General features: G+C 51.1%; 23 protein-coding genes and 2 pseudogenes. 12 read left to right on the plus strand and 13 right to left on the minus strand.

Going from position 1 to position 26,977, the window contains the following annotated elements:
* The first annotated feature begins 64 nt into the window (after nt 1-64).
* The 5 genes from ydcS to patD are packed head-to-tail and all read left to right on the plus strand — an operon-like array spanning nt 65 to nt 5,413.
* Complete coding sequence (ydcS, locus tag C3D30_RS09360) at nt 65-1,210, plus strand: putative ABC transporter substrate-binding protein YdcS (RefSeq protein ID WP_000047446.1); 1,146 nt, start codon at nt 65-67, stop codon at nt 1,208-1,210.
* 17 nt (nt 1,211-1,227) lie between these two features.
* Complete coding sequence (locus tag C3D30_RS09365; protein WP_000220386.1) at nt 1,228-2,241, plus strand: ABC transporter ATP-binding protein; 1,014 nt, start codon at nt 1,228-1,230, stop codon at nt 2,239-2,241.
* Nucleotides 2,242-3,183 carry an ABC transporter permease gene (locus C3D30_RS09370; protein ID WP_001251309.1) on the plus strand — a complete coding sequence of 314 codons (942 nt, stop codon included), beginning with the start codon at nt 2,242-2,244 and terminating at the stop codon, nt 3,181-3,183.
* Complete coding sequence (locus tag C3D30_RS09375) at nt 3,173-3,967, plus strand: ABC transporter permease (RefSeq protein ID WP_016158294.1); 795 nt, start codon at nt 3,173-3,175, stop codon at nt 3,965-3,967. The genes C3D30_RS09370 and C3D30_RS09375 overlap by 11 nt, the downstream gene beginning before the upstream one ends.
* A gap of 21 nt (nt 3,968-3,988) precedes the next feature.
* Nucleotides 3,989-5,413: an aminobutyraldehyde dehydrogenase gene (gene patD / locus C3D30_RS09380; RefSeq protein ID WP_105286797.1), complete on the plus strand. Its 1,425-nt coding sequence runs from the start codon at nt 3,989-3,991 to the stop codon at nt 5,411-5,413.
* Nucleotides 5,414-5,511: 98 nt separating this feature from the next.
* Here the strand turns inward: patD and yncL are convergent, their stop codons facing one another.
* Nucleotides 5,512-5,607: a stress response membrane protein YncL gene (gene yncL / locus C3D30_RS09385; RefSeq protein WP_071598995.1), complete on the minus strand. Its 96-nt coding sequence runs from the start codon at nt 5,605-5,607 to the stop codon at nt 5,512-5,514.
* Nucleotides 5,608-5,800: 193 nt separating this feature from the next.
* Here yncL and C3D30_RS09390 point away from each other — a divergent pair, with 193 nt between their 5' ends.
* Nucleotides 5,801-5,974 (plus strand): GhoT/OrtT family toxin, encoded by a 174-nt coding sequence (locus tag C3D30_RS09390; protein ID WP_123058521.1) that lies wholly within the window; start codon nt 5,801-5,803, stop codon nt 5,972-5,974.
* Between the two features lie 85 nt (nt 5,975-6,059).
* Nucleotides 6,060-6,293, plus strand: a complete 234-nt coding sequence (ydcY, locus tag C3D30_RS09395; RefSeq protein ID WP_000018636.1) for a DUF2526 family protein YdcY — start codon at nt 6,060-6,062, stop codon at nt 6,291-6,293.
* Here the strand turns inward: ydcY and C3D30_RS09400 are convergent, their stop codons facing one another.
* Complete coding sequence (locus tag C3D30_RS09400) at nt 6,294-6,743, minus strand: DMT family transporter (protein WP_001076555.1); 450 nt, start codon at nt 6,741-6,743, stop codon at nt 6,294-6,296.
* Entirely contained in the window at nt 6,740-7,258 is a 519-nt protein-coding gene (locus C3D30_RS09405; protein ID WP_000027831.1) for a GNAT family N-acetyltransferase, read from the minus strand. The genes C3D30_RS09400 and C3D30_RS09405 overlap by 4 nt, the downstream gene beginning before the upstream one ends.
* A gap of 180 nt (nt 7,259-7,438) precedes the next feature.
* On the opposite strand from C3D30_RS09405, the gene curA reads away from it, so the two are divergent.
* Nucleotides 7,439-8,476, plus strand: coding sequence for an NADPH-dependent curcumin/dihydrocurcumin reductase (gene curA / locus C3D30_RS09415; RefSeq protein ID WP_000531465.1), 1,038 nt, complete (start codon nt 7,439-7,441; stop codon nt 8,474-8,476).
* A 39-nt stretch (nt 8,477-8,515) separates the two neighbouring features.
* Here curA and pqqU read toward each other — a convergent pair whose 3' ends face one another.
* Nucleotides 8,516-10,618 (minus strand): TonB-dependent receptor PqqU, encoded by a 2,103-nt coding sequence (pqqU, locus tag C3D30_RS09420; protein WP_016231706.1) that lies wholly within the window; start codon nt 10,616-10,618, stop codon nt 8,516-8,518.
* A 240-nt stretch (nt 10,619-10,858) separates the two neighbouring features.
* Here pqqU and yncE point away from each other — a divergent pair, with 240 nt between their 5' ends.
* Nucleotides 10,859-11,920, plus strand: a complete 1,062-nt coding sequence (gene yncE, locus C3D30_RS09430) for a 7-bladed beta-propeller protein YncE (protein ID WP_000550659.1) — start codon at nt 10,859-10,861, stop codon at nt 11,918-11,920.
* Nucleotides 11,921-12,045: 125 nt separating this feature from the next.
* Here yncE and ansP read toward each other — a convergent pair whose 3' ends face one another.
* Entirely contained in the window at nt 12,046-13,539 is a 1,494-nt protein-coding gene (gene ansP, locus C3D30_RS09435; protein ID WP_000033724.1) for an L-asparagine permease, read from the minus strand.
* 266 nt (nt 13,540-13,805) lie between these two features.
* On the opposite strand from ansP, the pseudogene C3D30_RS20335 reads away from it, so the two are divergent.
* Nucleotides 13,806-13,910: pseudogene (locus C3D30_RS20335) on the plus strand (thioredoxin domain-containing protein); the annotation flags it as partial.
* On the opposite strand, the gene C3D30_RS09440 reads toward C3D30_RS20335, so the two are convergent.
* Together C3D30_RS09440 and C3D30_RS09445 are read right to left on the minus strand one after the other, a co-directional pair.
* Nucleotides 13,911-14,960: a GGDEF domain-containing protein gene (locus C3D30_RS09440; protein WP_105286799.1), complete on the minus strand. Its 1,050-nt coding sequence runs from the start codon at nt 14,958-14,960 to the stop codon at nt 13,911-13,913. It abuts the pseudogene before it with no gap.
* Nucleotides 14,961-15,065: 105 nt separating this feature from the next.
* A complete protein-coding gene (locus tag C3D30_RS09445) occupies nt 15,066-17,042 on the minus strand; it encodes an alkyl/aryl-sulfatase (RefSeq protein ID WP_105286800.1) in 1,977 nt (658 codons plus the stop codon).
* Nucleotides 17,043-17,352: 310 nt separating this feature from the next.
* Here C3D30_RS09445 and pptA point away from each other — a divergent pair, with 310 nt between their 5' ends.
* On the plus strand, nt 17,353-17,580 hold the full coding sequence (gene pptA, locus C3D30_RS09450) for a tautomerase PptA (RefSeq protein ID WP_001120153.1): 228 nt from the start codon (nt 17,353-17,355) through the stop codon (nt 17,578-17,580).
* Between the two features lie 3 nt (nt 17,581-17,583).
* Here pptA and C3D30_RS09455 read toward each other — a convergent pair whose 3' ends face one another.
* Nucleotides 17,584-18,153: a flavin reductase family protein gene (locus C3D30_RS09455; protein ID WP_000077278.1), complete on the minus strand. Its 570-nt coding sequence runs from the start codon at nt 18,151-18,153 to the stop codon at nt 17,584-17,586.
* Nucleotides 18,154-18,327: 174 nt separating this feature from the next.
* Between C3D30_RS09455 and nhoA the strand changes: the two are divergent.
* A pseudogene (gene nhoA, locus C3D30_RS09460) lies at nt 18,328-19,172 on the plus strand (N-hydroxyarylamine O-acetyltransferase).
* Between the two features lie 124 nt (nt 19,173-19,296).
* On the opposite strand, the gene C3D30_RS09465 reads toward nhoA, so the two are convergent.
* The 5 genes from C3D30_RS09465 to narZ form a co-directional block, all read right to left on the minus strand.
* A complete protein-coding gene (locus C3D30_RS09465; RefSeq protein ID WP_000804305.1) occupies nt 19,297-20,190 on the minus strand; it encodes a PhzF family isomerase in 894 nt (297 codons plus the stop codon).
* A gap of 79 nt (nt 20,191-20,269) precedes the next feature.
* Nucleotides 20,270-20,950 carry a respiratory nitrate reductase subunit gamma gene (gene narI, locus C3D30_RS09470; protein WP_000617142.1) on the minus strand — a complete coding sequence of 227 codons (681 nt, stop codon included), beginning with the start codon at nt 20,948-20,950 and terminating at the stop codon, nt 20,270-20,272.
* The gene (narW, locus tag C3D30_RS09475) at nt 20,947-21,642 is read right to left on the minus strand and encodes a nitrate reductase molybdenum cofactor assembly chaperone (protein ID WP_001166379.1); all 696 of its coding nucleotides are present in this window, start codon (nt 21,640-21,642) and stop codon (nt 20,947-20,949) included. The genes narI and narW overlap by 4 nt, the downstream gene beginning before the upstream one ends.
* Nucleotides 21,642-23,186, minus strand: a complete 1,545-nt coding sequence (narH, locus tag C3D30_RS09480; RefSeq protein ID WP_105286801.1) for a nitrate reductase subunit beta — start codon at nt 23,184-23,186, stop codon at nt 21,642-21,644. The genes narW and narH overlap by 1 nt, the downstream gene beginning before the upstream one ends.
* Nucleotides 23,183-26,923, minus strand: a complete 3,741-nt coding sequence (gene narZ / locus C3D30_RS09485; protein WP_105286802.1) for a nitrate reductase Z subunit alpha — start codon at nt 26,921-26,923, stop codon at nt 23,183-23,185. Before narZ ends, narH begins: the two co-directional genes overlap by 4 nt.
* Nucleotides 26,924-26,977 lie beyond the last annotated feature (54 nt).

Here is a 26,977-nt window from a genome sequence, read left to right on the forward strand (position 1 = left end):
TAAACAAGGAGATATTTTTACGGCACGGCGGCTGAACAATTAATTACGACAGGAGTAAGACCTTATGAGCAAGACATTTGCCCGCAGCAGCCTGTGTGCGCTCACCATGACAATAATGACTGCCCACGCCGCCGAGCCTCCCGCCAATTTAGATAAACCGGAAGGGCGCCTGGATATAATCGCCTGGCCGGGATATATCGAACGCGGACAAACCGATAAACAATACGACTGGGTAACGCAATTCGAAAAAGAGACAGGTTGCGCGGTGAATGTGAAAACCGCCGCGACTTCCGATGAAATGGTCAGCCTGATGACCAAAGGGGGTTACGATCTGGTTACGGCGTCCGGCGATGCCTCGCTGCGTTTGATTATGGGTAAACGCGTGCAGCCGATTAATACCGCGCTCATCCCTAACTGGAAAACACTCGATCCTCGTGTAGTAAAAGGCGACTGGTTTAACGTCGGCGGTAAAGTTTATGGTACGCCGTATCAGTGGGGGCCTAACCTGTTGATGTACAACACCAAAACATTCCCGACACCACCGGATAGCTGGCAAGTGGTTTTTGTTGAGCAGAATCTGCCGGACGGCAAGAGCAACAAAGGCCGGGTACAAGCCTATGATGGCCCCATCTATATTGCTGATGCCGCGTTGTTTGTCAAAGCCACGCAGCCGCAGTTGAGCATCAGCGATCCATACCAACTTACCGAAGAACAATATCAGGCGGTGCTGAAAGTGCTGCGCGATCAGCATGGGTTAATCCATCGCTACTGGCATGACACCACCGTACAAATGAGCGATTTCAAAAACGAGGGTGTCGTGGCTTCCAGTGCCTGGCCCTATCAGGCCAACGCGTTGAAAGCCGAAGGCCAACCGATCGCTACCGTATTCCCGAAGGAGGGCGTTACCGGTTGGGCTGATACCACCATGCTGCATAGCGAAGCGAAACATCCGGTTTGCGCCTACAAATGGATGAACTGGTCATTAACGCCAAAAGTGCAGGGCGATGTGGCGGCCTGGTTTGGCTCGTTGCCGGTAGTGCCGGAAGGATGTAAAGCCAGTCCGTTATTAGGCGAAAAAGGCTGTGAGACCAACGGTTTTAACTATTTCGATAAAATCGCCTTCTGGAAAACGCCTATAGCAGAAGGGGGCAAGTTTGTTCCCTACAGTCGCTGGACGCAGGATTACATTGCCATTATGGGCGGTCGCTAACTTCGCTGAGGTGTTTTATGACGTACGCAGTGGAGTTTGACAACGTCTCGCGGTTGTACGGTGACGTGCGCGCGGTAGATGGCGTCAGTATTGCGATAAAAGATGGTGAGTTCTTTTCAATGCTGGGGCCGTCCGGCTCCGGCAAAACGACCTGCCTGCGCCTGATTGCCGGATTTGAACAACTTTCCGGTGGGGCGATCGCTATCTTTGGTAAACCCGCCAGCAATCTGCCACCGTGGGAGCGGGATGTTAATACCGTTTTCCAGGACTATGCGCTGTTTCCCCATATGTCGATTCTCGATAATGTGGCCTACGGGCTGATGGTCAAAGGTGTGGAGAAAAAACAGCGTTACATCATGGCGCAAGAGGCGCTGGAAAAAGTGGCGCTGGGTTTTGTTCAACAACGTAAGCCATCACAACTTTCTGGAGGCCAGCGCCAGCGGGTTGCTATCGCCAGAGCGTTAGTGAATGAACCGCGCGTATTATTGCTGGATGAACCACTCGGCGCGCTGGATCTCAAGTTGCGTGAGCAGATGCAACTTGAGCTGAAAAAGCTGCAACAGTCTCTCGGCATTACGTTTATCTTCGTTACCCACGATCAGGGCGAGGCATTATCAATGTCCGATCGTGTTGCGGTATTCAACAACGGTCGCATTGAGCAGGTCGATTCACCACGTGATCTCTATATGCGCCCGCGCACGCCGTTTGTTGCCGGATTCGTTGGGACATCAAATGTTTTTGATGCGCTGATGGCAGAGAAACTTTGCGGAATGATGGGTAGCTTCGCATTGCGCCCGGAACATATTCGCCTCAATACACCTGGCGAAGTGCAGGCTAATGGCACGATCCAGGCGGTGCAGTATCAGGGCGCGGCGACCCGTTTTGAACTGACACTGAGCGGCGGTGAAAAACTGCTGGTTAGTCAGGCCAATATGACGGGGGAAGAGCTCCCCGCTACGCTTACTCCAGGACAACAGGTGATGGTTTCCTGGGCGCGCGATGTGATGGTGCCGCTGGTTGAGGAGAGGTGAATGGCGATGAACGTATTGCAATCACCTTCACGTCCAGGTCTGGGCAAGGTGTCCGGTTTCTTCTGGCGGAATCCGGGGCTGGGGCTGTTTTTGCTGCTGCTTGGCCCGTTGATGTGGTTTGGCATCGTCTATTTCGGTTCGCTGCTGACGCTGTTATGGCAGGGCTTTTATACCTTTGATGATTTCACCATGTCGGTAACACCGGAACTGACACTGGCGAATATCCGCGCGCTGTTTAATCCGGCCAATTATGACATCATTCTGCGCACGTTAACCATGGCAGTTGCTGTGACCATCGCCAGTGCTTTTCTGGCGTTTCCAATGGCGTGGTATATGGCGCGCTACACCAGCGGTAAGATGAAAGCGTTTTTTTACATCGCAGTAATGTTGCCGATGTGGGCGAGCTACATTGTCAAAGCCTATGCCTGGACGCTATTGCTGGCGAAAGATGGTGTGGCGCAGTGGTTTTTACAGCATTTGGGGTTGGAACCGTTATTAACTGCGTTCCTCACGCTACCGGCGGTGGGTGGTAATACGCTGTCAACTTCCGGGCTTGGGCGCTTTCTGGTGTTTCTCTACATCTGGCTACCGTTCATGATCCTGCCAGTACAGGCGGCGCTGGAGCGTTTGCCCTCGTCACTTTTGCAAGCCTCAGCGGATTTAGGCGCACGTCCACGGCAAACCTTTCGCTATGTGGTGTTGCCGCTGGCGATCCCTGGCATTGCAGCCGGGTCTATTTTTACCTTCTCGCTAACGCTGGGTGATTTTATTGTCCCGCAACTGGTTGGTCCGCCAGGGTATTTTATTGGCAACATGGTTTACTCGCAGCAAGGCGCGATTGGCAATATGCCGATGGCAGCAGCGTTCACCCTGGTGCCGATTGTTTTGATCGCACTGTACCTGGCGTTCGTGAAACGTCTGGGAGCGTTCGATGCACTCTGAACGCGCACCGTTTTTCCTCAAACTGGCGGCCTGGGGCGGCGTGGTTTTCCTCCATTTTCCCATCCTGATTATCGCGGCCTATGCTTTTAACACTGAAGATGCGGCGTTTAGTTTTCCACCGCAAGGTTTGACGCTGCACTGGTTTAGCGTGGCGGCACAGCGCAGTGATATTCTTGATGCCGTGACACTGTCACTTAAAGTGGCGACGCTGGCGACATTGATCGCGCTGGTGTTAGGAACGCTGGCAGCCGCCGCGCTCTGGCGACGAGACTTTTTCGGCAAAAACGCCATTTCGCTGTTACTGCTGCTGCCTATTGCGTTGCCGGGCATTGTCACAGGCCTGGCGTTATTAACCGCGTTTAAAACTATCAATCTGGAGCCGGGATTTTTCACCATCGTAGTCGGTCATGCGACTTTTTGCGTAGTGGTGGTGTTTAACAATGTCATCGCCCGTTTTCGCCGTACCTCGTGGAGTCAGGTAGAGGCGTCAATGGATCTTGGGGCCAATGGCTGGCAAACCTTCCGCTACGTGGTGTTGCCGAATCTCAGTTCGGCGCTACTGGCAGGAGGAATGCTGGCGTTTGCCTTGTCGTTCGATGAAATCATCGTTACGACTTTTACGGCAGGTCATGAACGAACGTTACCACTGTGGTTACTCAATCAGCTTGGGCGACCGCGTGATGTACCGGTAACCAACGTGGTGGCACTGCTGGTTATGTTGGTAACAACCTTGCCGATCCTGGGAGCCTGGTGGCTAACCCGCGAAGGCGACAATGGTCAATAACCACTGATACAGGAATATGCTATGCAACATAAGTTACTGATTAACGGAGAACTGGTTAGCGGCGAAGGGGAAAAACAGCCTGTCTATAATCCGGCAACGGGGGAAGTATTACTGGAGATTGCCGAGGCATCCGCAGAACAGGTGGATGCTGCTGTTCGCGCGGCAGATGCAGCATTTGCTGAATGGGGGCAAACCACGCCGAAAGCGCGTGCAGAATGCCTGCTGAAACTGGCGGATGTTATCGAAGAAAACGGTCAGTTTTTTGCCGAACTGGAGTCCCGTAACTGTGGCAAACCGCTGCATAGTGCGTTCAATGATGAAATTCCGGCGATTGTCGATGTCTTTCGCTTTTTCGCCGGAGCGGCGCGCTGCCTGAACGGTCTGGCGGCAGGCGAATATCTTGAAGGTCATACCTCGATGATCCGCCGCGATCCGTTGGGGGTTGTAGCCTCTATTGCACCGTGGAATTATCCGCTGATGATGGCTGCGTGGAAACTGGCTCCGGCGCTGGCGGCAGGGAACTGCGTAGTGCTTAAACCATCAGAAATTACCCCGCTGACAGCGTTGAAGCTGGCAGAACTGGCGAAAGATATCTTCCCGGCAGGCGTGATCAACGTACTGTTTGGCAGAGGCAAAACAGTGGGCGATCCGCTGACCGGTCATCCCAAAGTGCGGATGGTGTCGCTGACGGGGTCTATCGCCACTGGGGAGCACATCATCAGTCATACCGCACCGTCCATTAAGCGCACTCATATGGAACTTGGCGGTAAAGCGCCAGTGATTGTCTTTAATGATGCTGACATTGAAGCGGTTGTCGAAGGTGTGCGTACATTTGGCTATTACAATGCCGGGCAAGATTGTACTGCTGCCTGTCGTATCTACGCGCAAAAAGGCATTTACGACGTGCTGGTAGAAAAACTTGGTGCCGCAGTGGCAACGTTAAAATCAGGCGCGCCGGATGATGAATCCACAGAGCTTGGTCCTTTAAGTTCGCAGGCACATCTCGAACGCGTCAGCCGGGCGGTGGAAGAGGCGAAGGCGACGGGACACATTAAGGTGATCACCGGCGGTGAAAAACGGCAGGGTAATGGTTATTATTATGCGCCGACACTGCTGGCGGGTGCGTTACAAGAAGATGCCATCGTCCAAAGAGAGGTATTTGGGCCGGTAGTGAGCGTGACGGCCTTCGATAACGAAGAACAAGTGGTTAACTGGGCGAATGACAGCCAGTACGGGTTGGCCTCTTCGGTATGGACGAAAGATGTTGGTCGGGCGCATCGCGTCAGCGCGCGTCTGCAATATGGCTGCACCTGGGTTAATACCCATTTCATGCTGGTAAGTGAAATGCCGCACGGCGGGCAGAAACTCTCAGGCTATGGCAAAGATATGTCACTTTATGGGCTGGAAGATTACACCGTAGTACGCCACGTAATGGTTAAACATTAAGGATAATGTTGTAAATCTGGAGAGTGTGAGAAGATCTAACGCACTGTCAGAGAGTTGATTTTTCTCTGACAGTGCGTACTGCGTGCAATTTTGCTACATCAGATAAACCATCCAAATCTCATAGAGATAAGAGTAAACAACCCAACAGCAGCAAAGAGATTTATCAGCACTACAGTTCTACTGGAAACGTTCATTTTTGCCACCTTTTGTCATAGCCCTTATGTGTATAGTACGGGTTAAGAAAAACCGCAATCATACTTATTCTGAAGATGGACAAGAACATGCCGTAGGTTATTGAATTTATCTCAAATGGACTGAAAACTTGATATACATCAAGAAATGACGCATATTTGCGCGCGTTTTATTCATCTGGCTGGATGCCCGTACATGTCTCTTTTTCAATGTTGGCTTGTTTTTTATGCTGTCATGGCAGCAATCGCCTTTCTCATTACCTGGTTTCTTTCCCACGATAAGAAGAGCATTCGCTTTCTGAGCGCCTTTCTGGTGGGGATTACATGGCCGATGAGTTTTCCGGTGGCGCTACTGTTTTCTCTATTTTAAATCTCACTCGCCGGCTTGACGGCACAACGCAGACTTATATCATTTGGGTGAATCGATAAATTTCACAAGTGGCTGAGGAGAAAGTATGTCGCATCTGGATGAAGTCATCGCGCGCGTGGATGCCGCGATTGAGGAGAGCGTCATTGCCCATATGAACGAGTTGTTAATCGCCCTGAGCGATGACGCAGAGTTAAGCCGGGAAGATCGTTACACCCAGCAGCAGCGTTTGCGCACCGCAATTGCTCATCACGGTCGCAGGCATAAAGAAGATATGGAAGCGCGCCACGAACAGTTAACCAAAGGCGGCACCATCCTCTGATTAAAACGTGCGTCTGGCCACCAGCCAGGCGCCAACTACCAATAAAACTGCCCCGCAAATTGGGCTAATCAGCGCCCGAAGTGGCACGCCATGACTGCGGAAAATATCCAGCACCAGACCACCAATAAGTTGACTGGCGACCAGTACAGCAATGGTCGTTGCCGCGCCAACATTCTGATATCCGCTGATACTGGCGAAAACAAAAAACGATCCCAACAAACCAGGGATTAGAGTCCACCAGCGCACGCTGGAAACCAGTTCGCCAAAGCCTGCTGTTCCTTGCCTAAACCACAAAATAGACACGAACAGCACAATCCCCACCAGTGAATTCAGCAGCATGGCGATGAGAATGGTAGAGGATGTCTGGGTGATGCGTACCATCAATGTGTTTTGCACCACAAGACCAATCCCGGCAGCGATCAAAAAGGCAAGGGTAAGCGACTGATTCATTCGAGTGAATCCGGTTCGCTACGATCGTCGAGTTGTAATTGCATAAAGGTGAGATCCAACCAGCGACCAAATTTAGTGCCTACCTGTGGCATTTGCGCTGTGACGACAAATCCCAGCGTCTGGTGCAGATGCAACGACGCCTGATTTTGTGATTCTATGCCGGCAACCATCACATGCTTACCGCAGTTCCGCGCTTCATCAATCAACGCGCGTAACAATTTTCGCCCAAGACCTTTACCCTGATGCTCCGGATGGACATAAACCGAATGTTCCACGGTATGGCGAAAACCGTCGAAACTACGCCAGTCACCAAACGAGGCATATCCTGTAACTACGCCATCTTCTTCGCTCACCAGCACCGGATAACCTGATAAAGTCCGTGCTTCAAACCAGGCAATGCGGTTATCTGTATCCACAGTCTGGTCGTTCCAGATAGCTGCCGTATGCAGTACAGCATGGTTATAAATTTCCGCAATTGCAGCACAATCGGCTTTGCGGGCAGAACGGATGGACATCTTAAGCCTCGATAAAATAATGATGATGACGTTATCAATACTATCGAAAACAGCCCGAAGCAACGGATTCCTCGATGAAATTATTGCGTGTTGCAGAGGGGATGTGACGGCTGAAAACAAAACCAATCCAGTGAGCCTGCTACTATTGATGGATTCATGCCAAAAGCACAGGAGAGCATTATGGGGCAACAAAAGCAGCGTAATCGCCGTTGGGTTCTGGCGTCGCGTCCATACGGCGCGCCGGTTCCGGAGAATTTCCGTCTTGAAGAAGATGATGTCGCCACACCGGGTGAAGGACAGGTGTTATTACGCACGGTCTACCTGTCGTTGGATCCGTATATGCGCGGGCGCATGAGCGATGAGCCATCTTATTCACCACCGGTTGATATTGGTGGCGTGATGGTCGGCGGCACGGTGAGTCGGGTGGTGGAATCTAATCATCCGGATTACCAGCCTGGCGACTGGGTGCTGGGTTACAGCGGTTGGCAGGATTACGACATATCCAGTGGCGATGATCTGGTGAAACTTGGCGATCATCCGGAAAATCCTTCGTGGTCACTGGGTGTGCTGGGAATGCCTGGCTTTACGGCTTATATGGGGCTGCTGGATATCGGTCAACCCAAAAAGGGAGAAACGCTGGTAGTTGCTGCAGCAACGGGGCCGGTCGGTGCGACAGTGGGGCAAATCGGCAAACTAAAAGGTTGCCTCGTGGTGGGTGTTGCCGGTGGCGCGGAAAAATGTCGTCATGCCATAGACGTTCTGGGTTTTGATGTTTGTCTTGATCATCACGCAGATGATTTTGCCGAACAACTGGCGAAAGCGTGTCCGAAAGGCGTGGACATCTATTATGAAAACGTTGGTGGTAAGGTGTTTGATGCGGTGCTGCCTTTACTCAATACATCCGCGCGTATTCCCGTTTGCGGTTTAGTGAGCGGTTATAACTCCACCGAACTGCCTTCCGGGCCGGATCGTTTACCGCTACTTATGGCTACGGTGCTGAAAAAACGTATTCGCCTGCAAGGGTTTATTATTAGTCAGGATTATGGTCATCGCATCCATGAGTTCCAGCAAGAGATGGGGCAATGGGTGAAGGAGGGGAAAATTCACTATCGTGAACAAATTACCGATGGTTTAGAGAACGCCCCGCAGACATTCATCGGTCTGCTGAATGGTAAAAACTTCGGCAAAGTCGTGATCCGTGTTGCGGATGATGATTAACATTTCAGGTGGCGGCATTCTTGCCGCCACTAATGAATATTATTCAAATCGCCATGCGAGATTTACGCCTACACCATAATTCCGCCCAGGCGCAGGCTCGTAATATCGACCATTGGATTCATTAACAATCACCGAGCCGACATATTCTTTATCGAATAAATTATCGACACGACCAAATAAATCTATTGTCATATTACGGTAATTATATTTGTAACCGGTGAACAAACCGACAAGAGTATAAGAGGGCGCTTTTGCTGTATTTTCGTCATCCGCCATGATATCGCCCATATAACGTGCTTCTGTGCCTGCATACCAGCCTTCTTCTGGCACATAACCTAACGACGCAAAGCCCATATTGCGGGCGATCCCGGGCATTCGGTTACCATTACAGTCCTGAGCGTTACAAACATTGCTGCGATAAGTTGCGTCAAGCCACGTCCACGACGCTTTCACACGGAAATCTCCGGCAAAACGCTGATCCCACGCCAGCTCGGCCCCCTGACGACGCGTCTTCCCGGCATTTTTATAAGTGGTACGCCCGCCGCTACTGCTATCAACAACGATTTCATCATCGGTATCGGTCTGGAATAACGCAGCGGTAAACAAGCCATCGCCGATACGCGTTTTACTGCCGATTTCGATTGTGTCGTTGGTGGACGGTTTTAAACCAAAGTTCATACCGCCTTGCCCATCAGCACGGTAAGAAAGCTCGTTAATGGTTGGTGTTTCAAAACCGCGCCCGGCTGCCAGATAGACGTTCCAGGCATCGGTCATGGCGTATTTCAACGATCCCGCAGGAAGCCATTTGTGATAACTGGCATCACCGCTGTCATCACCATTGCCGGGGGTAACGTAATGATCGTTAGAATCAAACCACACGGAGCTGTAGCGCACGCCAGCATCCAGCGACAGTTTGTCGGTTAGTTGCCACTGGGTTTGTAAATAGGGATCGACGTTCCACATCAGATTGCGTTCGTCGCGACGCAAATCACCTTTTTGCCCGTACTCCGGCACGCCGTTATTAAGGCGGAAGTTATTGTAACCCTTTCGGTTTTCACTCATGTTTTCATAGTTCAGGCCAGTAGTGAAAGTGACCGGAACACCCAGTTCGCCACGATGTGTCCAGCGACTGTCTATACCCTGGTAATGACGTTGCAGGGTAATTACACCGCCTGCGTGTGACGGGTTAAGCTGCGGGGTCATCGGGATCGACTGATACTGGGTCGTTTCCCGTTCGCCTGCGTACATCATCACGCTCATCACATCCTGCGCGCTAAGGCTGCGCTCGTAGCGTAATCCAGCCTGAGTTTGTTTGATGGTTTTACGCGTGTCGTACTGTTCAGCACGCGGAGCTTGTTGCGGATTCGCTTTCCATTCTGCTTCGGTCAACCCACCAGGGTCATCGGCTTTGATGTCCACACTGTTGAAAATCAGGTTTAACTTACTGGCGTCATCAATGCGTACGCCCAGTCTGGCATTGGCTAAATTTTTCTGTGCGCCGCTATGGTCACGATAGCCGTGAGTTGTAAAACGCGTGGTCGAAACGGTGTAATCAACATCGCCAGGTTGGGTGCCGTCGCCCATTGCGCCCGTCGCTTTCAGCCCATAGCGCCAGCTACCATAACTGCCATAGTAACTGCTGGCTTCAATAGTTGGTGGCTGTTCGCCGGTTTGTGTGGTGACGTTCATTACGCCGCCAGACGCATTGCCATACAGGGCAGAGAAGGGGCCTCGTAGCACTTCCACGTTTTGCACACTGCTTAAATCGATATTAGACGTTTGCCCTTGTCCGTCAGGCATAGTGGCGGGAATGCCATCAACATACAGGCGAATACCGCGAATACCGTAAGTGGAACGGGAACCAAATCCGCGAATAGACAGTTGGAGATCCTGCGCATAGTTCTGCCGGTTTTGTACCTGCAAACCAGGCACACTGGTCAGTGATTCAGACAAATTAATGCGCGGCGTTGCCAGACGCATCTCCTCGCCATCGACCACGCTTACCGCAGCGGGTGTGTCCAGTTCAGAAACTACCTGCGGCGCGGCACTAACAATCATGGTTTGTTCATTAGCGGCAAAAGTTGAAGGAGAAAGGAGAATCAGTGCGGGCAAAACGGTCTGTCGGACGGAAAAGATCTTCATGAAAAAAGCCAGGTTAAGAATGGGAAAACACCGTCATGGTAATGAATTTGTAAATTTATAGAAAACAAAACGGCACAATACGTTAATCAATTGGGAAAATTGTAGTCGTAGCGACAAGAAATGCTCCACATTTGAGAAAATAATGATTACCATTCCCATTTATAACAAGGGCGTAACGAAGATTATGCTCAACGAAGCATTGTGAAGCAGCTATAAATCGGTTCATCAAAGGGAGTCGTCATGCATTTACGTCATCTGTTTTCATCGCGCCTGCGTGGTTCGCTACTGTTAGGTTCATTGCTCGTTGCTTCATCATTCAGTACGCAGGCAGCGGAAGAAATGCTGCGTAAAGCGGTAGGTAAAGGTGCCTACGAAATGGCTTATAGCCAGCAGGAAAACGCGCTGTGGCTCGCCACATCGCAAAGCCGCAAACTGGACAAAGGCGGTGTGGTTTATCGTCTCGATCCGGTGACTCTGGAAGTCACTCAGGCTATTCATAACGATCTCAAGCCGTTTGGCGCCACTATCAACAACGCTACTCAAACGTTGTGGTTTGGTAACACAGTAAACAGTGCGGTCACGGCAATTGATGCCAAAACGGGCGAAGTGAAAGGGCGTCTGGTACTGGACGATCGCAAACGTACAGAAGAAGTGCGTCCGCTACAGCCGCGTGAGCTGGTTGCTGATGATGCTACGAACACTGTTTACATCAGCGGTATTGGGAAAGAGAGTGTTATTTGGGTGGTTGATGGCGAGAATATCAAACTGAAAACTGCCATCCAGAACACCGGTAAAATGAGTACCGGTCTGGCGCTGGATAGCAAAGGCAAACGTCTTTACACCACTAACGCTGACGGCGAATTGATTACCATCGACACCGCCGACAATAAAATCCTGAGCCGTAAAAAGCTGCTGGATGATGGCAAAGAGCATTTCTTTATCAACATCAGTCTCGATACTGCCAACCAGCGAGCGTTTATCACTGACTCCAAAGCGGCAGAAGTGTTAGTGGTCGATACCCGTAACGGCAATATTCTGGCAAAGGTAGCGGCACCGGAATCACTGGCTGTATTGTTTAACCCGGCGCGTAATGAAGCCTATGTGACGCATCGGCAGGCGGGTAAAGTCAGTGTGATTGACGCGAAAAGCTATAAAGTGGTGAAAACGTTCGACACGCCGACCCATCCTAACAGCCTGGCGCTTTCTGCCGATGGCAAAACGCTGTATGTCAGCGTGAAGCAAAAATCGACTAAACAGCAAGAAGCCACTCAGCCGGACGATGTGATTCGTATTGCGCTGTAACAGACACAGACATGGAGGAGTTTGTCTTTCGTAGGCCGGATGCGGCGCAAGCGCTGCATTCGGCAAGCGGAGCACCTCGTCAGCAATATGAATATGCCCGGCTCGTAGCCGGGCACATTTTGCAATTAACCCGCCGTCTCAGGTTTAAACACAATTTCCTGTTTTTCTTCTTCGACTACCGGCGCAGTGCTGTGAATTTCGGCAACGCGTTTGCGTACACCAAACCAACCCACAACCAGCAGAATACCGATAATCGGCAGCGCCGCGATGGTGTAAGTCCCGTTCGGGTAATCGAATGCCATCAGCACCAGCACACTCAGTAAAAACAGTAATGTCAGCCAGGACGTGAAGGGCGCACCAGGCAGTTTAAAACTGACATCCGCTGCTTTACCTTCTTTGATGGCTTTACGCAGGCGCATCTGACAAACAATGATAAACGCCCAGGAGGCGATAATTCCCAATGACGCGAAGTTCAGGACAATCTCAAATACGCGCGACGGCACCAGATAATTGAGGAATACGCCAACGACATACACAACCAGCGTCGCCAGAATCCCGGCGTACGGCACATGCTGGCGACTCATCTTCGCCATAAAACCCGGCGCAGATCCGCCCATCGCCATCGAACGCAGAATACGCCCGGTGCAGTACAGGCCAGAGTTCAGACTGGAGAGCGCGGCGGTCAGCACCACAATGTTCATGATGCTGCCAATGTACGGCACACCGAGTTTAGAGAAGAAGGTCACAAAAGGACTTTGACCGGCCTGATAGGCGCTCCACGGCAGTAACATGACCAGCAACACGACAGAACCGACATAAAACAGGCCAATACGCCAAATCACGCTGTTAATTGCTTTTGGCACCATAGTCTGCGGATCTTTACATTCTCCGGCGGCGGTTCCGACCATTTCGATGGAGGCAAAAGCAAATACCACGCCCTGAATTAACACCAGCGCAGGCAGCAAACCGTGCGGGAAAAAGCCACCATTATCGGTAATTAAATGAAAGCCAGTGGTGTTGCCATCCAGCGGCTGACCGCTACCGAGGAACACTGTACCCACGACCAAAAAGGTCACAATGGCGAGCACTTTAATCAGCGCAAACCAGAACTCCATCTCTGCGAACCATTTCACACCAATCATATTCATGGTGCCAACGATGGTCAGCGCAGCGAGCGCAAATACCCATTGCGGCACGCCGCCAAACGCGCCCCAGTAATGCATATACAGTGCGACGGCGGTGATATCGACAATCCCCGTCATCGCCCAGTTGATGAAGTACATCCAGCCGGCAACATAAGCGGCTTTCTCACCCAAAAACTCACGGGCATAAGAGACAAAACTACCACTGGAAGGGCGATGTAATACCAACTCACCCAACGCACGCAAAATAAAAAACGAAAACAGGCCGCAGATTAAATAGACCAGTGCCAGTGCCGGGCCGGCCATTTGCAGTCGGGCACCTGCGCCTAAAAACAAACCAGTCCCAATCGCGCCGCCAATGGCGATCATCTGCACCTGACGATTGCCCATCGCTTTGTGATAACCCTCTTCGTGGGCATTAAGCCAGCGGCGTTTCGCGGCGTGTTGATCTGAAGTGTCGGTGTCGTGTTTACTCATTGCTCTCCCTGATTGCTTCGTTGAAAAAGTCTTATAAGTCGCCATGAACAATGTTTATTCATCCTGGCGATGACAGTTATCACCATTATTCTTTATGGGTATAAAACTATCGGCGCAGCATCCTACCTGTTATCGATAAACGATGCAAAATATCCCCTTACAAGTTGAGTGGGGATTAAAAGGATTGCTGAAAAAATGACAAATCTTAGTCCGGGTTGCCCTGTTTACTGACCTACACTTAAGCTCTAACGCTGTGCGGAGGAGATATGATTAAGGTTTATGGCGTACCAGGATGGGGTTCCACCATGAGTGAACTGATGCTGACTTTGGCTGATATTCCCTATAAGTTTGTTGATGTCAGCGGAATAGAGTTATTTAGCCCACCGATTTCGCCCATTTTCTTTCGCCCGATATAACGCGGCATCGGCATCAGCAACTATTTGTTCAGCCGTTTTTGCAGGAGCAGAACAGGCAATCCCCTGACTAACCGTAACAAATGCACTAACAGCAGATGCCTGATGCGGGATAGCCGCCAGTTTAAGTTCTTGCTTAACTCTGGCTGCTATCGCTTCGGCTTCCTGCAAGCCCGCATTGAAAAGAATAATGGCAAACTCTTCACCGCCATAGCGCGTAACTACATCTTCGGGCTGGCGAATTGCACGTTGCAGTGCGTTGGCAACTTGTATTAGACAACGATCGCCAGCAGGGTGCCCATAAGTGTCGTTGTAGCGTTTAAAAAAATCGACATCCAGCATAATTAAAACGAACGACGTCTTTTGTTCGACGGCATCGCGTAAAATACTATCCAACGCTCGTTGGTTTGCCACTCCAGTTAAGGGATCGCGATGAGCTAATGCATCGAGGCGATGAATCAACTGGTTGTTGTACTTATTTTGTTGCCATGCTTCTTCAAACCAACGCAACAAAATAAAACGTCCGCCATAGAGAGCCAGTGAAAAAATGCTCCAGATAACAGCGAAATGAATATTCACATACTGATTGAGCACAAGACTGGCTAACGGGATGGTAAACCATAATGGAATGACAAATGCGAGGAGTGATGGGGTGTGGAAATATAGCGCAACAACGGCACTAAGCATTAGTAATACGCACAGTGGATATGCAAAAGGCAGCGTCCAGTGTGCAATAAAATAAAAACAACACCATGACCATAGTAGGCTTAGAATAACCAATAACTGCTGAATATACTGTACTTTGTTGCGTGGGCTAACTAATAAAAGACCACTGATTAGCAAAATGCCTAATGATGAAATATCAATCGTATGTACAAGATTTTTCTCATTAAACCATGGAGTCGTGCCTTCATTAAACAATACCCCTCGAAGCAAAACCAACGATGAAAAACTGATGTTAATCAACGCAAACCACGGCAGGCTAATCGCCATACCGCGAATAACCATATCCTGGCGGTTTTTCCATGAATAATGAGGGTGTTTTCTTTTGTCAGAATACATGTTTGTTTATAACCCAAAAAGGGCAGGGAACCTGCCCGACTTACACGAAAATTATGGCGTTACAATATTGAACCAGAATTCAAAGTTGTCCATATAACCTAACAGTTCGTTGAGTTTTTCCTCATTTCCAGTGATTTTTACTTCGCCTTTATCCGTGGCTTCTTTTAATGTCTCTTCCTTCAGGATGATTTTATTCAAGACATCGCGGGAGAGGGTGATAGTCGCATCGGCGTCAGAGGCTTGCGTATCAGCCGTGTGATTGAGCACACCGTTTTCCAGTTCCACTTTATAAGTGCCGCCATCTTCACCGAAATCAAAATTCAATACTGCTTTAGCGTCTGCCGCTTTCTCGCCATTTATATGCACAGCAAGATAATCAAAGAACATTTCCGGCGTCATGGCACGAACGGTGTCAGGACTGGCTGTATTTGGCGTAGGCAGTTTTTGCACACCATTGCGTAATTCCTGTGCGCCAGTGAGATAAAAATTACGCCACGGCCCGGATTCGGCCTGGTAGCCTAACTGTTCAAGCGCATCGGCTTCCAGATTCCTTGCTGCCTGGTTGTTTGGATCGGCAAACACCACCTTACTGACAACCTGGGCAACCCAGCGGAAATTTCCCTGGTCATAATCCTGTTTGGCTTTTTGTAAAATGGCATCAGCACCGCCCATATATTCCACGAATTTTTTAGCGGCGTCTTCTGGTGGCAGTTCATCGAGAGTCGCAGGATTACCATCAAACCAGCCGAGATAAAGCACATAAGTTGCTTTCACATCATGGCTCACTGAACCGTAATAACCGCGATTCGCCCAGGTGTTAGCAAGCGAAGAGGGCAATTTGAAGTTTGCGGCAATTTCATCACGAGTCAGCCCCTGATTCGCCATGCGTAGCGTTTGATCGTTGATATAACGGTACAAATCGCGTTGGCTTTTTAGCAGTTTGACAACGTTATCGTTACCCCAGGTTGGCCAGTGATGCTGGGCGAGAATAATCTCCGCTTTATCGCCCCACAGATTGAGTGCTTCGTTGATGTATTTAGACCACGGAAGAGGTTGACGAATTTTGGCACCACGCAGCGAATAGGTGTTGTGGAGGGTGTGCGTGACATCTTCTGCGGTTTCGATCAGTTTCTTTTCTTCAATAAACCACAGCATTTCGGAAGGTGCTTCGGAACCGGGCGCCATCAGAAAATCATAGGTCAGCCCGTCGATAGTCTCTTTTTGTCCGGTTTTGGTGATGTAGTTGGTGGGGGCAACCAATGTAACCGTTCCGGCTGAGGTAGTTGTTCCCAGCCCAGCGCCGACCTGACCTTTAGCATCAGGTTTCAACAAGTTACCGTACATATAACTGGCTCGTCGGCTCATTACATTGCCAGCCATAATATTTTCTGAAACAGCCTCTTCTAAAAATCCGGCTGGCGCATAAATTTTTGTTTTTCCTGATTTAACGTCAGCTTCATCAACCACACCGCGAACGCCGCCGTAGTGATCGACATGACTGTGCGTGTAGATAACCGCCACCACTGGTTTTTGACCGCGATTTTTATAATAAAGATCCATGCCAACTTTAGCTGTTTCTGCTGAAACCAGTGGATCAACAACGGTAATACCTTCTTTACCTTCAATGATGGTCATATTTGATAAATCGAGATTGCGAATCTGATAGACGCCTTCAGTCACTTCAAATAAGCCGCTGATATTTATCAGTTGCGCCTGACGCCATAAACTTGGATTGACAGTATCAGGTGCTTTATCGCCTTCTTTGATAAAAGAATATTGCTGTGGGTTCCAGATAACATTCCCTTGTTCACCCTTAATCACTTCCTGAGGTAAAGGAGCAATAAAACCTTTATGAGCATCAGCAAAATCGCTGTTATCGGAAAACGGCAATTGACTATAAAGTGCGTTATTCGCTTGTTGGGTGGCAGCGGAGGCCTCTTTGGGCGCTTCTGCTGCGATGAGAGGAAGTGAACTTGTTGTGAATAATCCCATGACTAGCAGACTTTTAGCAATATGGTTAAGCTGCATCGCAAGTGTCTCCAGAAGGACTTTATAAAAGAAAGGATATTACGAGTGAAAATTATGATTGAGGGCAAGAATAACTATAATTGGCATTAATAAATCAGCAAGCTGGATGTCGTGAATTTTCTTAATATGATAAGAAATAAAGAATAGATTCTGTATGTTACAGGACGGGTGCGTATTGGCGCGGAAGCTAATAGTATATGTACGTTATTAAAGTGACGGCGTATATATCGCACATCATTTCGCATCAAATAACACATGACGTTTTCGGCTTGTGCTAATTTTGCTGACATCTTTCAAAAGGAGCACAACAATGCCACACATAGACATTAAATGTTTTCCCCGTGAACTGGATGAACAACAAAAAACAGCACTGGCGGCGGAGATTACCGACGTCATTATTCGCCATCTGAACAGTAAAGAGAGTTCGATAAGCATTGCACTACAACAGATACAACCGGAATCATGGCAAGCGGTCTGGGACGCCGAAATCGCGCCTCAAATGGAGACGTTGATAAAGAAACCCGGTTACAGCATGTAATGCTTAACCTGCCGTAACACGCTTGCCGCTGGTAACAAAGGTGCCAGCGCCTAAATGATGTAGCGTATTGAGTTTATCGTCATCAAATTGCCAGCGGCCTTCGACAAAAACACGAGCGTCTGCCGCTGCTGATATCACTTCGCCAAACAACGTGTCGTATTTTTCTTGCGCAGAAGTCGCGGGAAGCAAGCGGCACTCCATCCATGCCAGACATTTCTCTTCGACCACCGGCAAGCTAAGCACCGGACCTTTCACAACCGGAATGCCATAACAGTTAAACTTATCTTCATCACGCCCAGAAATGCTGCCCACTGCCCACGTCCAGTTAGTTGCTGCGACTCCTGGGATCACAATGCCAAACATGCCACTACGTTCAATCAACTCCCGTGACCATGTCGATTTATCAACCACAATGGCCACGCGTGGTGGTTCGAACTCTACGGGCATCGACCAGGCCGCAGCCATAATGTTACGTCGCTGGGATTGCTCATCGAAACTGGTGATCAAGACGGTAGGTCCGTGGTTTAACAGACGGCTGGCATGATGCAACTCAACGGGAATAAATTGGCTCACGGTATCGCCTCGCTAAGAAGGTTGTTTTAAAAGCGTAGCTCGTAACGCAATAAGTAACGAAATTAACGGGATTAGCGATTTGCGAACGTGATGCTTGTCCGCGATCGCACAAAATAGCCAGTGTGGCATCTATTCCAGGTTATAAGTTGAGAAAACCACTAAGGGAAACGCCTGATGACGCCCATTCTGAATCACTATTTTGCCCGTATTCGCTGGACGGGTGCTGCTGCGGTCAATATCGATACGCTAAGAGCATTACACCTGAAACACAATTGCACTATTCCATTTGAAAATCTCGACGTTTTGCTGCCGAGAGAAATCCAGCTTGATGATCAATCGCTGGAAGAGAAACTGGTGACTGCGCGACGCGGAGGTTACTGTTTTGAGCAGAATGGTGTGTTTGAGCGGGTGTTACGCGAGCTGGGATTTAACGTTCGCAGTTTGTTAGGTCGCGTAGTGTTATCTAACCCCGCATCGTTACCGCCGCGCACGCACCGTCTGTTGTTAGTAGAACTGGAAGGTGAACAATGGATTGCCGACGTCGGTTTTGGTGGTCAGACGCTGACCGCGCCAATCCGTTTAGTGCCGGATATCGCGCAAACCACGCCACACGGAGAGTATCGGTTGTTGCAGGAGGGTGATAACTGGGTTTTGCAGTTAATCATCATCAGCACTGGCAGTCGATGTACCGTTTTGATCTCTGCGAGCAGCAACAAAGTGATTATGTGATGGGCAATTTCTGGTCGGCGCACTGGCCGCAGTCGCATTTTCGCCATCATCTGTTGATGTGCCGCCATTTGCCGGACGGTGGCAAACTGACGCTGACCAATTTCCATTTCACCCATTATGAAAATGGGCACGCGGTGGATCAGCGGAATCTGCCAGATGTGGCGTCGTTATATGCCGTGATGCAGGAACAATTTGGGCTGGGCGTGGATGATGCGAAACATGGGTTTACCGTGGATGAACTGGCACTGGTGATGGCGGCGTTTGATACGCATCCGGAGGCAGGGAAATAGTTTGTGCCGGATGCGGCGCAAACGCCTTATCCGGCCTAAATTAGCCAACACATTCAATAAATTACGATACGCCTTGTAGGCCTGATAAGCGAAGCGCATCAGGCAATTGGGACCGGCAACGGTTTCAGAGATCAATGGCCCATTCGGCATGAAACAAAATCACCGCTGTGCCAGAAATGGTGACTTTCTCCGGCTGGTTATCGCGAATTGTCACCGTCACATCAATCACGCCATCACGACCTATTGCGCGCCCCTGATGGCCTTTAACACGCAACTCGTTGCCATCGTGAGGCAATACGTTGTGATGTACCAACCATGCGCCCATCGGGCCATTGGCATTGCCGGTCACCGGATCTTCCACAATACCAATCGCAGGCGAGAACATGCGACCATCGGTTTCATTTTTGCCTGGGCGGATCTGGAAGGGGAAGAAACCATTGCAGCCAATCTGTTTACTGATAGCGGTCAGCGCAGCAAGGTCAGGCGAAAGGGCGTCGATATCCACTTCCGGTTTCAGCGGAATCATCACTTTTGAGTGTCCTGTGGTTGCCACCTGAATTGGCAAGCCTGGCAAAATATCGTCTTCAGTGAGATGAAGCGCGTTGATAATTGCCGCGCGAGCTTCACCTTCCAGCGGCGGTTCAAAGCCCGGCGTGCCTTGCTCCAGAGAAATACGATAATCCCCGTTTTGTTTTTCGATAGTGACACGGTGCTTTCCCGCCAGCGATGTTTGCCAGACGGTGCAATTTCCCAAACCCAATACCTTTGAACGTACATAGTGCGCTGCTACCGTCGCGTGACCGCAAATCGGCACTTCAACCGTTGGCGTAAAGTAGCGAATACGTACATCGCTGTCGTCACTGTGCAGCAGAAAAGCCGTTTCCGAATGGCCTAACTCGCGGGCGATAAGTTGCATTTGCGCTTCGCTAAGATTATCGGCAGGGAAAACAACACCGGCAGAATTGCCGCGAAACGGTTGAGAGGTAAAAGCATCGACGTGGTAAATCTGCGGTTTCATTAACGTTCTCCTGTGGCTGGAGAACTATCATAGCCTGCAATCGGCCGGAGAGCGAAAGGCTATCCGGCCAGCATGAGAATTATCGCCGCGAACGTACAATCTGATACCTGCGGGTAAAGTACTCAAATGGTGCGCTCCATACATGCACCAGTCGGGTGAACGGGAAGAGCAGGAAGATGGTCATTCCCAACACCAGATGAACGCGGAAGATGTAAGCTACGCCATCAAGATGCGTCGATGCGCCGCCCTGGAAAGTGACGATGCTTTGCGCCCATCCCACCAGCTTCATCATTTCACTGCCGTCCGGATGTTGTGCTGAAAAGGGAATGGTGGTTAACCCAAGAATGCACTGAATTAACAAAATAGCGAGGATCAGGATATCCGCACCAGAAGACGTCGCCCTGATACGCGGATTCGTTAAACGGCGCACCAGCAACCCCGCACCGCCAATCAACGTTAATACACCGCAAATACCGCCGAGAACCATCGCCATCTGCTGTTTTACCGCTACCGGCAAAAACCACGCATACATCCAGTGCGGCGTTAACATGCCGAACAGATGACCGAAGAAGATCCCCAGAATGCCGATATGGAACAAGTTCGACCACAGCACCATCCCGCGTTTATCCAGCATCTGGCTGGAGGAGGCACGCCAGGTGTACTGCCCGTAATCGTAGCGCAGCCAGCTTCCAAGGATAAAAACCGTGCCACACAAGTACGGGTAGATATCGTAAAAAAAGACGTTCAGATACTGAATCATTTCTCACCTCCCGCACTGATGTCCACATACTGCGGTGCGACATCCTGACTAAAGCGTCGCTGATATTGATTAAGCGGCGAGCTGTCACACGCCGTGGCGTTATCTTCAATAAACTTCACCTGTTCCTCTTCCCACACCGCATCCAGTGCCTGACGGGTGTCGTCGCGCTCCTCGCTGCGTATCTGTTTTGTGACACTGTCACTTGAGAGTGTACTTCCCGCCAGATGCAGCAGGGCGTCAAACAACGGATACCACGGCGCCTCGCGTTGTTTTAAGCGCCCGCCAAGCAGGGCGAGGATTGGCGCAACGTTGAGCAAACCTTCTTTAGCCTGGTTGTCGGGTAGCACACTTAAATACTCCAGATACAAAGGCAGATAATCAGGTAGCTCGCGACAATTTAGTTGCAGGCCGACTTTTTCATACTCCGCCAGCAGATCCACCATTGCCTGACCGCGATCGCGTGACTCGGCATGAACATGTTCAAATAGCAGCAGCGAGGTGGTACGTCCACGGTCAAACACTTCACACCATTCAGCCTGTTTATCCAGCAGCGGCGCATTAAGCAGATCGCAGGTGAAATCGGTGAGCATCGGCGCGTCGTGGCGAATCAGCGCCAGCGCGTCGTCTTTGTTCTCCCATAACAGCTCGTCCGGGTACTCCATCAACAAGCCGATCACTTTGAGGATTTGCATTATTCCCCCTCCGCTTTATTGCGTACTTCGGTAATGTCGATAGCATCGATCCGGCTACTGTTGAACAGGTTGAATTTAGTATCAGAGCCGTGGCAACCGTCGCCAAAAGTAAAGCCGCAGCCGTTGCGTTCACCGAAGGCGTCGCCCGCCATTTCCCGATGACTGGTCGGAATGACAAACCGATCTTCATAGTTGGCGATAGCGAGATAGCGATACATATCTTCCACCTGGGCGACGCTCAGCCCGACTTCGGCGATTGCGCGGGTATCAGTTACGCCTTCTACGGTTTGCGAACGCATATAGTGGCGCATTGCCATCATCCGTTTCAGTGCCCGCAGTACAGGGCCGGTATCGCCCGCACTCAACATATTGGCGAGGTATTGCACCGGAATACGCAGGCTTTCGATGGCGGGAAGCACGCCTTCGCTTTTGGGCAGTCCGCCCGCGTCGGCGTAAGACTGAATCGGCGACAGCGGCGGCACGTACCAGACCATCGGCAGGGTGCGATATTCCGGGTGCAGTGGTAGCGCCAGTTTCCAGTCCATCGCCATTTTGTAAACAGGCGAACGCTGGGCTGCCTCAATCACGTTTTGCGGGATACCTTGTTTCAGGGCTTCCTCGATCACTGATGGATCGTGCGGATCGAGGAACACTTCGCACTGGCGTTCATAGAGATCAACTTCGCGCTCGGTGCTCGCCGCTTCCTCGATGCGGTCGGCGTCGTAGAGCAGTACACCAAGATAACGAATGCGACCCACGCAGGTTTCGGAGCAGACCGTTGGCTGACCGGACTCAATTCGCGGATAACAGAAGATGCATTTTTCTGACTTGCCGCTTTTCCAGTTGAAGTAGATTTTTTTGTATGGACAACCGCTAATGCACAAGCGCCAGCCACGACATTTATCCTGATCGATCAGCACAATGCCGTCTTCTTCGCGTTTGTAGATAGCGCCGCTGGGGCAGGTCGCCACGCAGCTAGGGTTAAGACAGTGTTCGCACAGGCGCGGCAGGTACATCATGAAGGTGTTTTCAAACTGACCGTACATCTCCTTTTGCATGGCTTCGAAGTTGCGGTCGCGGGCGCGTTTTTCAAACTCGCCGCCCAGCAGTTCTTCCCAGTTTGGCCCCCAGATCACTTTGTCCATCCGTTTGCCGTCAATCAGCGAACGTGGGCGGGCGGTGGGAATGTGTTTACCTTCCGGCGCGCTATGCAAATGTTCGTAGTCGAAGGTGAAAGGTTCGTAGTAGTCGTCAATCTGCGGTATCACCGGGTTGGCGAAGATTTTGGTTATTACGCCCATCTTGCTGCCCAGACGCGGGCGTATCTTGCCATTCACATCGCGGACCCAGCCGCCTTGCCACTCTTCCTGATCTTCCCAGTTTTTCGGATAACCAATGCCAGGTTTGGTTTCGACGTTGTTAAACCATGCGTACTCCATGCCTTCGCGCCCGGTCCAGACGTTTTTACAGGTCACCGAACAGGTGTGGCAGCCGATACATTTATCGAGGTTAAGCACCATGCCGACTTGCGAACGTATTTTCATTTTTTCGCCTCCTGTACCTGATCGCGACCTTCATCGTCCAGCCAGTTAACGTTTTTCATCTTGCGGATCATGATGAATTCATCGCGGTTCGAGCCGACGGTGCCGTAGTAGTTAAAGCCCCAGGCCAGCTGCGCATAACCGCCAATCATATGCGTCGGCTTCGGGCAAACGCGGGTGACTGAGTTATGAATACCGCCGCGCATTCCGGTCACTTCCGATCCGGGGATATTCATAATGCGTTCCTGAGCGTGATACATCATGGTCATGCCCGGCGGCACGCGCTGGCTGACCACCGCTCGAGCCGTCAACGCACCGTTGGCGTTAAACACTTCCACCCAGTCGTTATCAACAATGGTCAGTTCGCGGGCATCGGTTTCGCTGATCCAGACAATCGGTCCGCCGCGCGAGAGCGTCAGCATTAGCAGGTTTTCACTGTAGGTAGAATGAATGCCCCATTTCTGGTGCGGCGTCAGGAAGTTAAGTGCTTTTTCCGGGAAGCCGTTTGGCGGGATCTGGCGCATTTCACTGACGCTACGGGTGTCGATAGGTGGACGATAAGCCACCAGGCTTTCACCAAAGGCTCGCATCCACGGATGATCCTGATAGAGCTGCTGGCGTCCCGACAGCGTGCGCCACGGAATTAACTCGTGAACGTTGGTGTATCCCGCGTTATAGGAGACGTGATCGCTTTCCAGACCGGACCAGGTGGGGCTGGAGATGATTTTACGCGGCTGCGCCTGAATATCGCGAAAGCGAATCTTCTCGTCCTCTTTGTGCAGCGCCAGATGAGTATGTTCGCGCCCGGTGATCTCGCCCAGCGCCTGCCACGCTTTGACTGCAACATGACCGTTGGTTTCCGGTGCCAGTGCCAGAATCACTTCTGAAGCGTCAATGGCGGTGTCAATCAGCGGACGCCCCTGAGCCGGGCCATCACGTTTGGTGTAATTGAGTTTGCCGAGGAAATCGATTTCATCCTGAGTATTCCACGAAATCCCTTTACCGCCGTTGCCAAGTTTGTCCATCAACGGCCCCAGCGAGGTAAAACGTTCATAGGTGGCAGGGTAGTCGCGCTCCACTGCCACAATATTCGGCGCGGTTTTACCTGGGATCAGGTCGCATTCGCCTTTGCGCCAGTCGAGCACTTCACACGGCTGGGAGAGTTCTGCCGGAGAGTCGTGTAACAACGGTTGCAGTACAATATCCGTTTCCTTGCCAAGATGCCCCACGCAGACTTGCGAGAATGCTTTGGCGATACCTTTGTAGATTTCCCAGTCGCTGCGAGACTCCCACGCCGGATCGACCGCCGCTGAAAGCGGATGAATAAACGGATGCATATCCGAGGTATTCATATCGTCTTTTTCGTACCAGGTCGCGGTGGGCAGGACGATATCGGAGAATAAACAGGTGCTGGACATGCGGAAGTCAAGCGTCACCAGCAGGTCGAGCTTGCCCTCTATCGCGGCGGTTTGCCACTCAACTTCTTCCGGTTGAATTCCCTCCGTCGGCCCAAGTTCTTCCCCCTGAATACCGCTTTCCGTACCCAGCAGATATTTCTGCATATACTCATGGCCTTTGCCGGAGGAGCCAAGCAGGTTAGAACGCCAGACAAACAGGTTACGTGGATGATTGCTGCCGTTATCTGGCTGCTCGCAGGCCATACGTAAATCTCCCGATTTCAGCGCCTGAGCGGTAAATTCGGCGGGTGACAATCCGGCCTTGTCGGCTTCGGCTTTCAACGTGAGCGGATTACGCCCCAACTGCGGCGCAGAAGGTAGCCAGCCCATGCGTTCGGCGCGAACGTTGAAATCAATCAGATGACCGCTGTATTTACTGGCATCGGCAAGCGGTGAGAGCAATTCCTGAGCGGTGACTTTTTCATAGCGCCACTGGCTTGAGTGATTGTAAAAAAATGAGGTGCTGTTCATCTGGCGCGGTGGGCGGTTCCAGTCAAGCGCAAAGGCCAGTGGTAACCAACCGGTTTGCGGACGCAGTTTTTCCTGACCGACATAGTGCGCCCAGCCGCCACCGCTTTGCCCGACACAACCGCAGAAGATCAGCATATTGATCATCCCACGGTAGTTCATATCCATGTGATACCAGTGGTTAACACCAGCACCGAGGATAATCATCGAACGTCCGTGGGTTTTATGGGCAGTATCGGCAAATTCACGGGCGATGGTTTCAATATACTGACGCGGCACGCCGGTAATTTGCTCGCCCCAGGCCGGCGTGTAGGCTTTGATTTCAGCGTAATCTTTCGCGCTGTTTTCATCTTCCAGCCCGCGATCGAGACCGTAATTCGCCAGCACCAGATCATAAACGCTGACCACCGGACAGGTACTGCCATCGGCGAGCGTCAGATTTTTCACCGGAAGCTGGCGTACCAGAATCGGATCGTGTTTTACGCTGCGAAAATGCGGGTTTTCAATGCCGCCAAAGTAGGGGAAAGCCACGCCTGCAACGTCGTCGTGTTGACCGAGCAGGGTTAACGACAACTCTGTTCCTGAACCTGCGGCAATGGATTCCAGATTCCATTTGCCTTTTTCTCCCCAGCGAAAACCAATCGAACCGTTCGGCACCACCAGTTCCCCAGCGGTATTAACTGCCACGGTTTTCCACTGCGGATTGTTGCTTTCACCCAGACCATCCACCAGGTCAGACGCGCGGATCATGCGTCCAGGCACGTAGCTGCCATCGTCGCGCGGTTCCAGCATCACCAGCATCGGCATATCGCTGTAGCGGCGGCAGTAGTTGATAAAGTAGTCGCTGGGGTTGTCGAGATGAAACTCTCTTAAAATCACATGTCCCATCGCCATTGCCAGTGCGCTATCGGTGCCTTGCTTTGGCGCCAGCCACTGGTCGCACAGTTTTGCTACTTCCGAGTAGTCTGGGGTAATGGCGATAGTTTTGGTGCCTTTGTAACGTACTTCGGTAAAGAAGTGGGCGTCTGGCGTGCGCGTCTGCGGTACGTTAGAACCCCAGGCAATGATGTAGCTGGAGTTATACCAGTCGGCGGATTCCGGCACGTCGGTTTGCTCGCCCCAGGTCATCGGCGAGGCGGGCGGCAGGTCACAATACCAGTCATAGAAACTTAAGCAGGTGCCGCCAAGTAGTGATAAATAACGCGTTCCGGCGGCGTAAGAGACCATCGACATCGCCGGGATCGGCGAGAAACCGGCAACGCGATCCGGGCCGTAGGTTTTGATGGTCCAGACGTTAGCGGCGGCAATCAGTTGATTCAGTTCCTGCCAGTTGGAGCGGATAAAGCCACCGCGCCCGCGTATCTGCTTGTAGCTCAAGCACTTTTGCGGGTCATTCATAATCGATGCCCACGCCAGTACCGGATCGCTGTGTTGTTTAAGTTCTTCGCGCCACAGTTCAATCAGCCGTTTACGAATTAGCGGGTATTTCAGGCGGTTGGCGCTGTAGAGATACCAGGAGTAACTTGCGCCACGCGGGCAGCCGCGTGGTTCATGATTGGGCAGGTCAGGGCGAGTGCGCGGGTAGTCGGTCTGCTGAATTTCCCAGGTCACCAGGCCGTTTTTAACGTAGATTTTCCAGCTACAGGAGCCGGTACAGTTAACGCCGTGGGTGGAACGCACGATTTTGTCGAATTGCCAACGCTGGCGATAGCTGTCCTCCCAGTCGCGGTTGCTATGCATCACCTGTCCGTGACCATCGGCAAAGGTTTCGCCTTTTTGTTTGAAGTAGCGAAAGCGATCCAAAAGTTTACTCATGACATGACTCCTGCTCCAGGAATGATTTGGGATCTGATGCCAAACGCCTTATCC

This window comes from Escherichia sp. MOD1-EC5433 (assembly GCF_002966005.1).
GTDB lineage: Bacteria > Pseudomonadota > Gammaproteobacteria > Enterobacterales > Enterobacteriaceae > Escherichia > Escherichia ruysiae.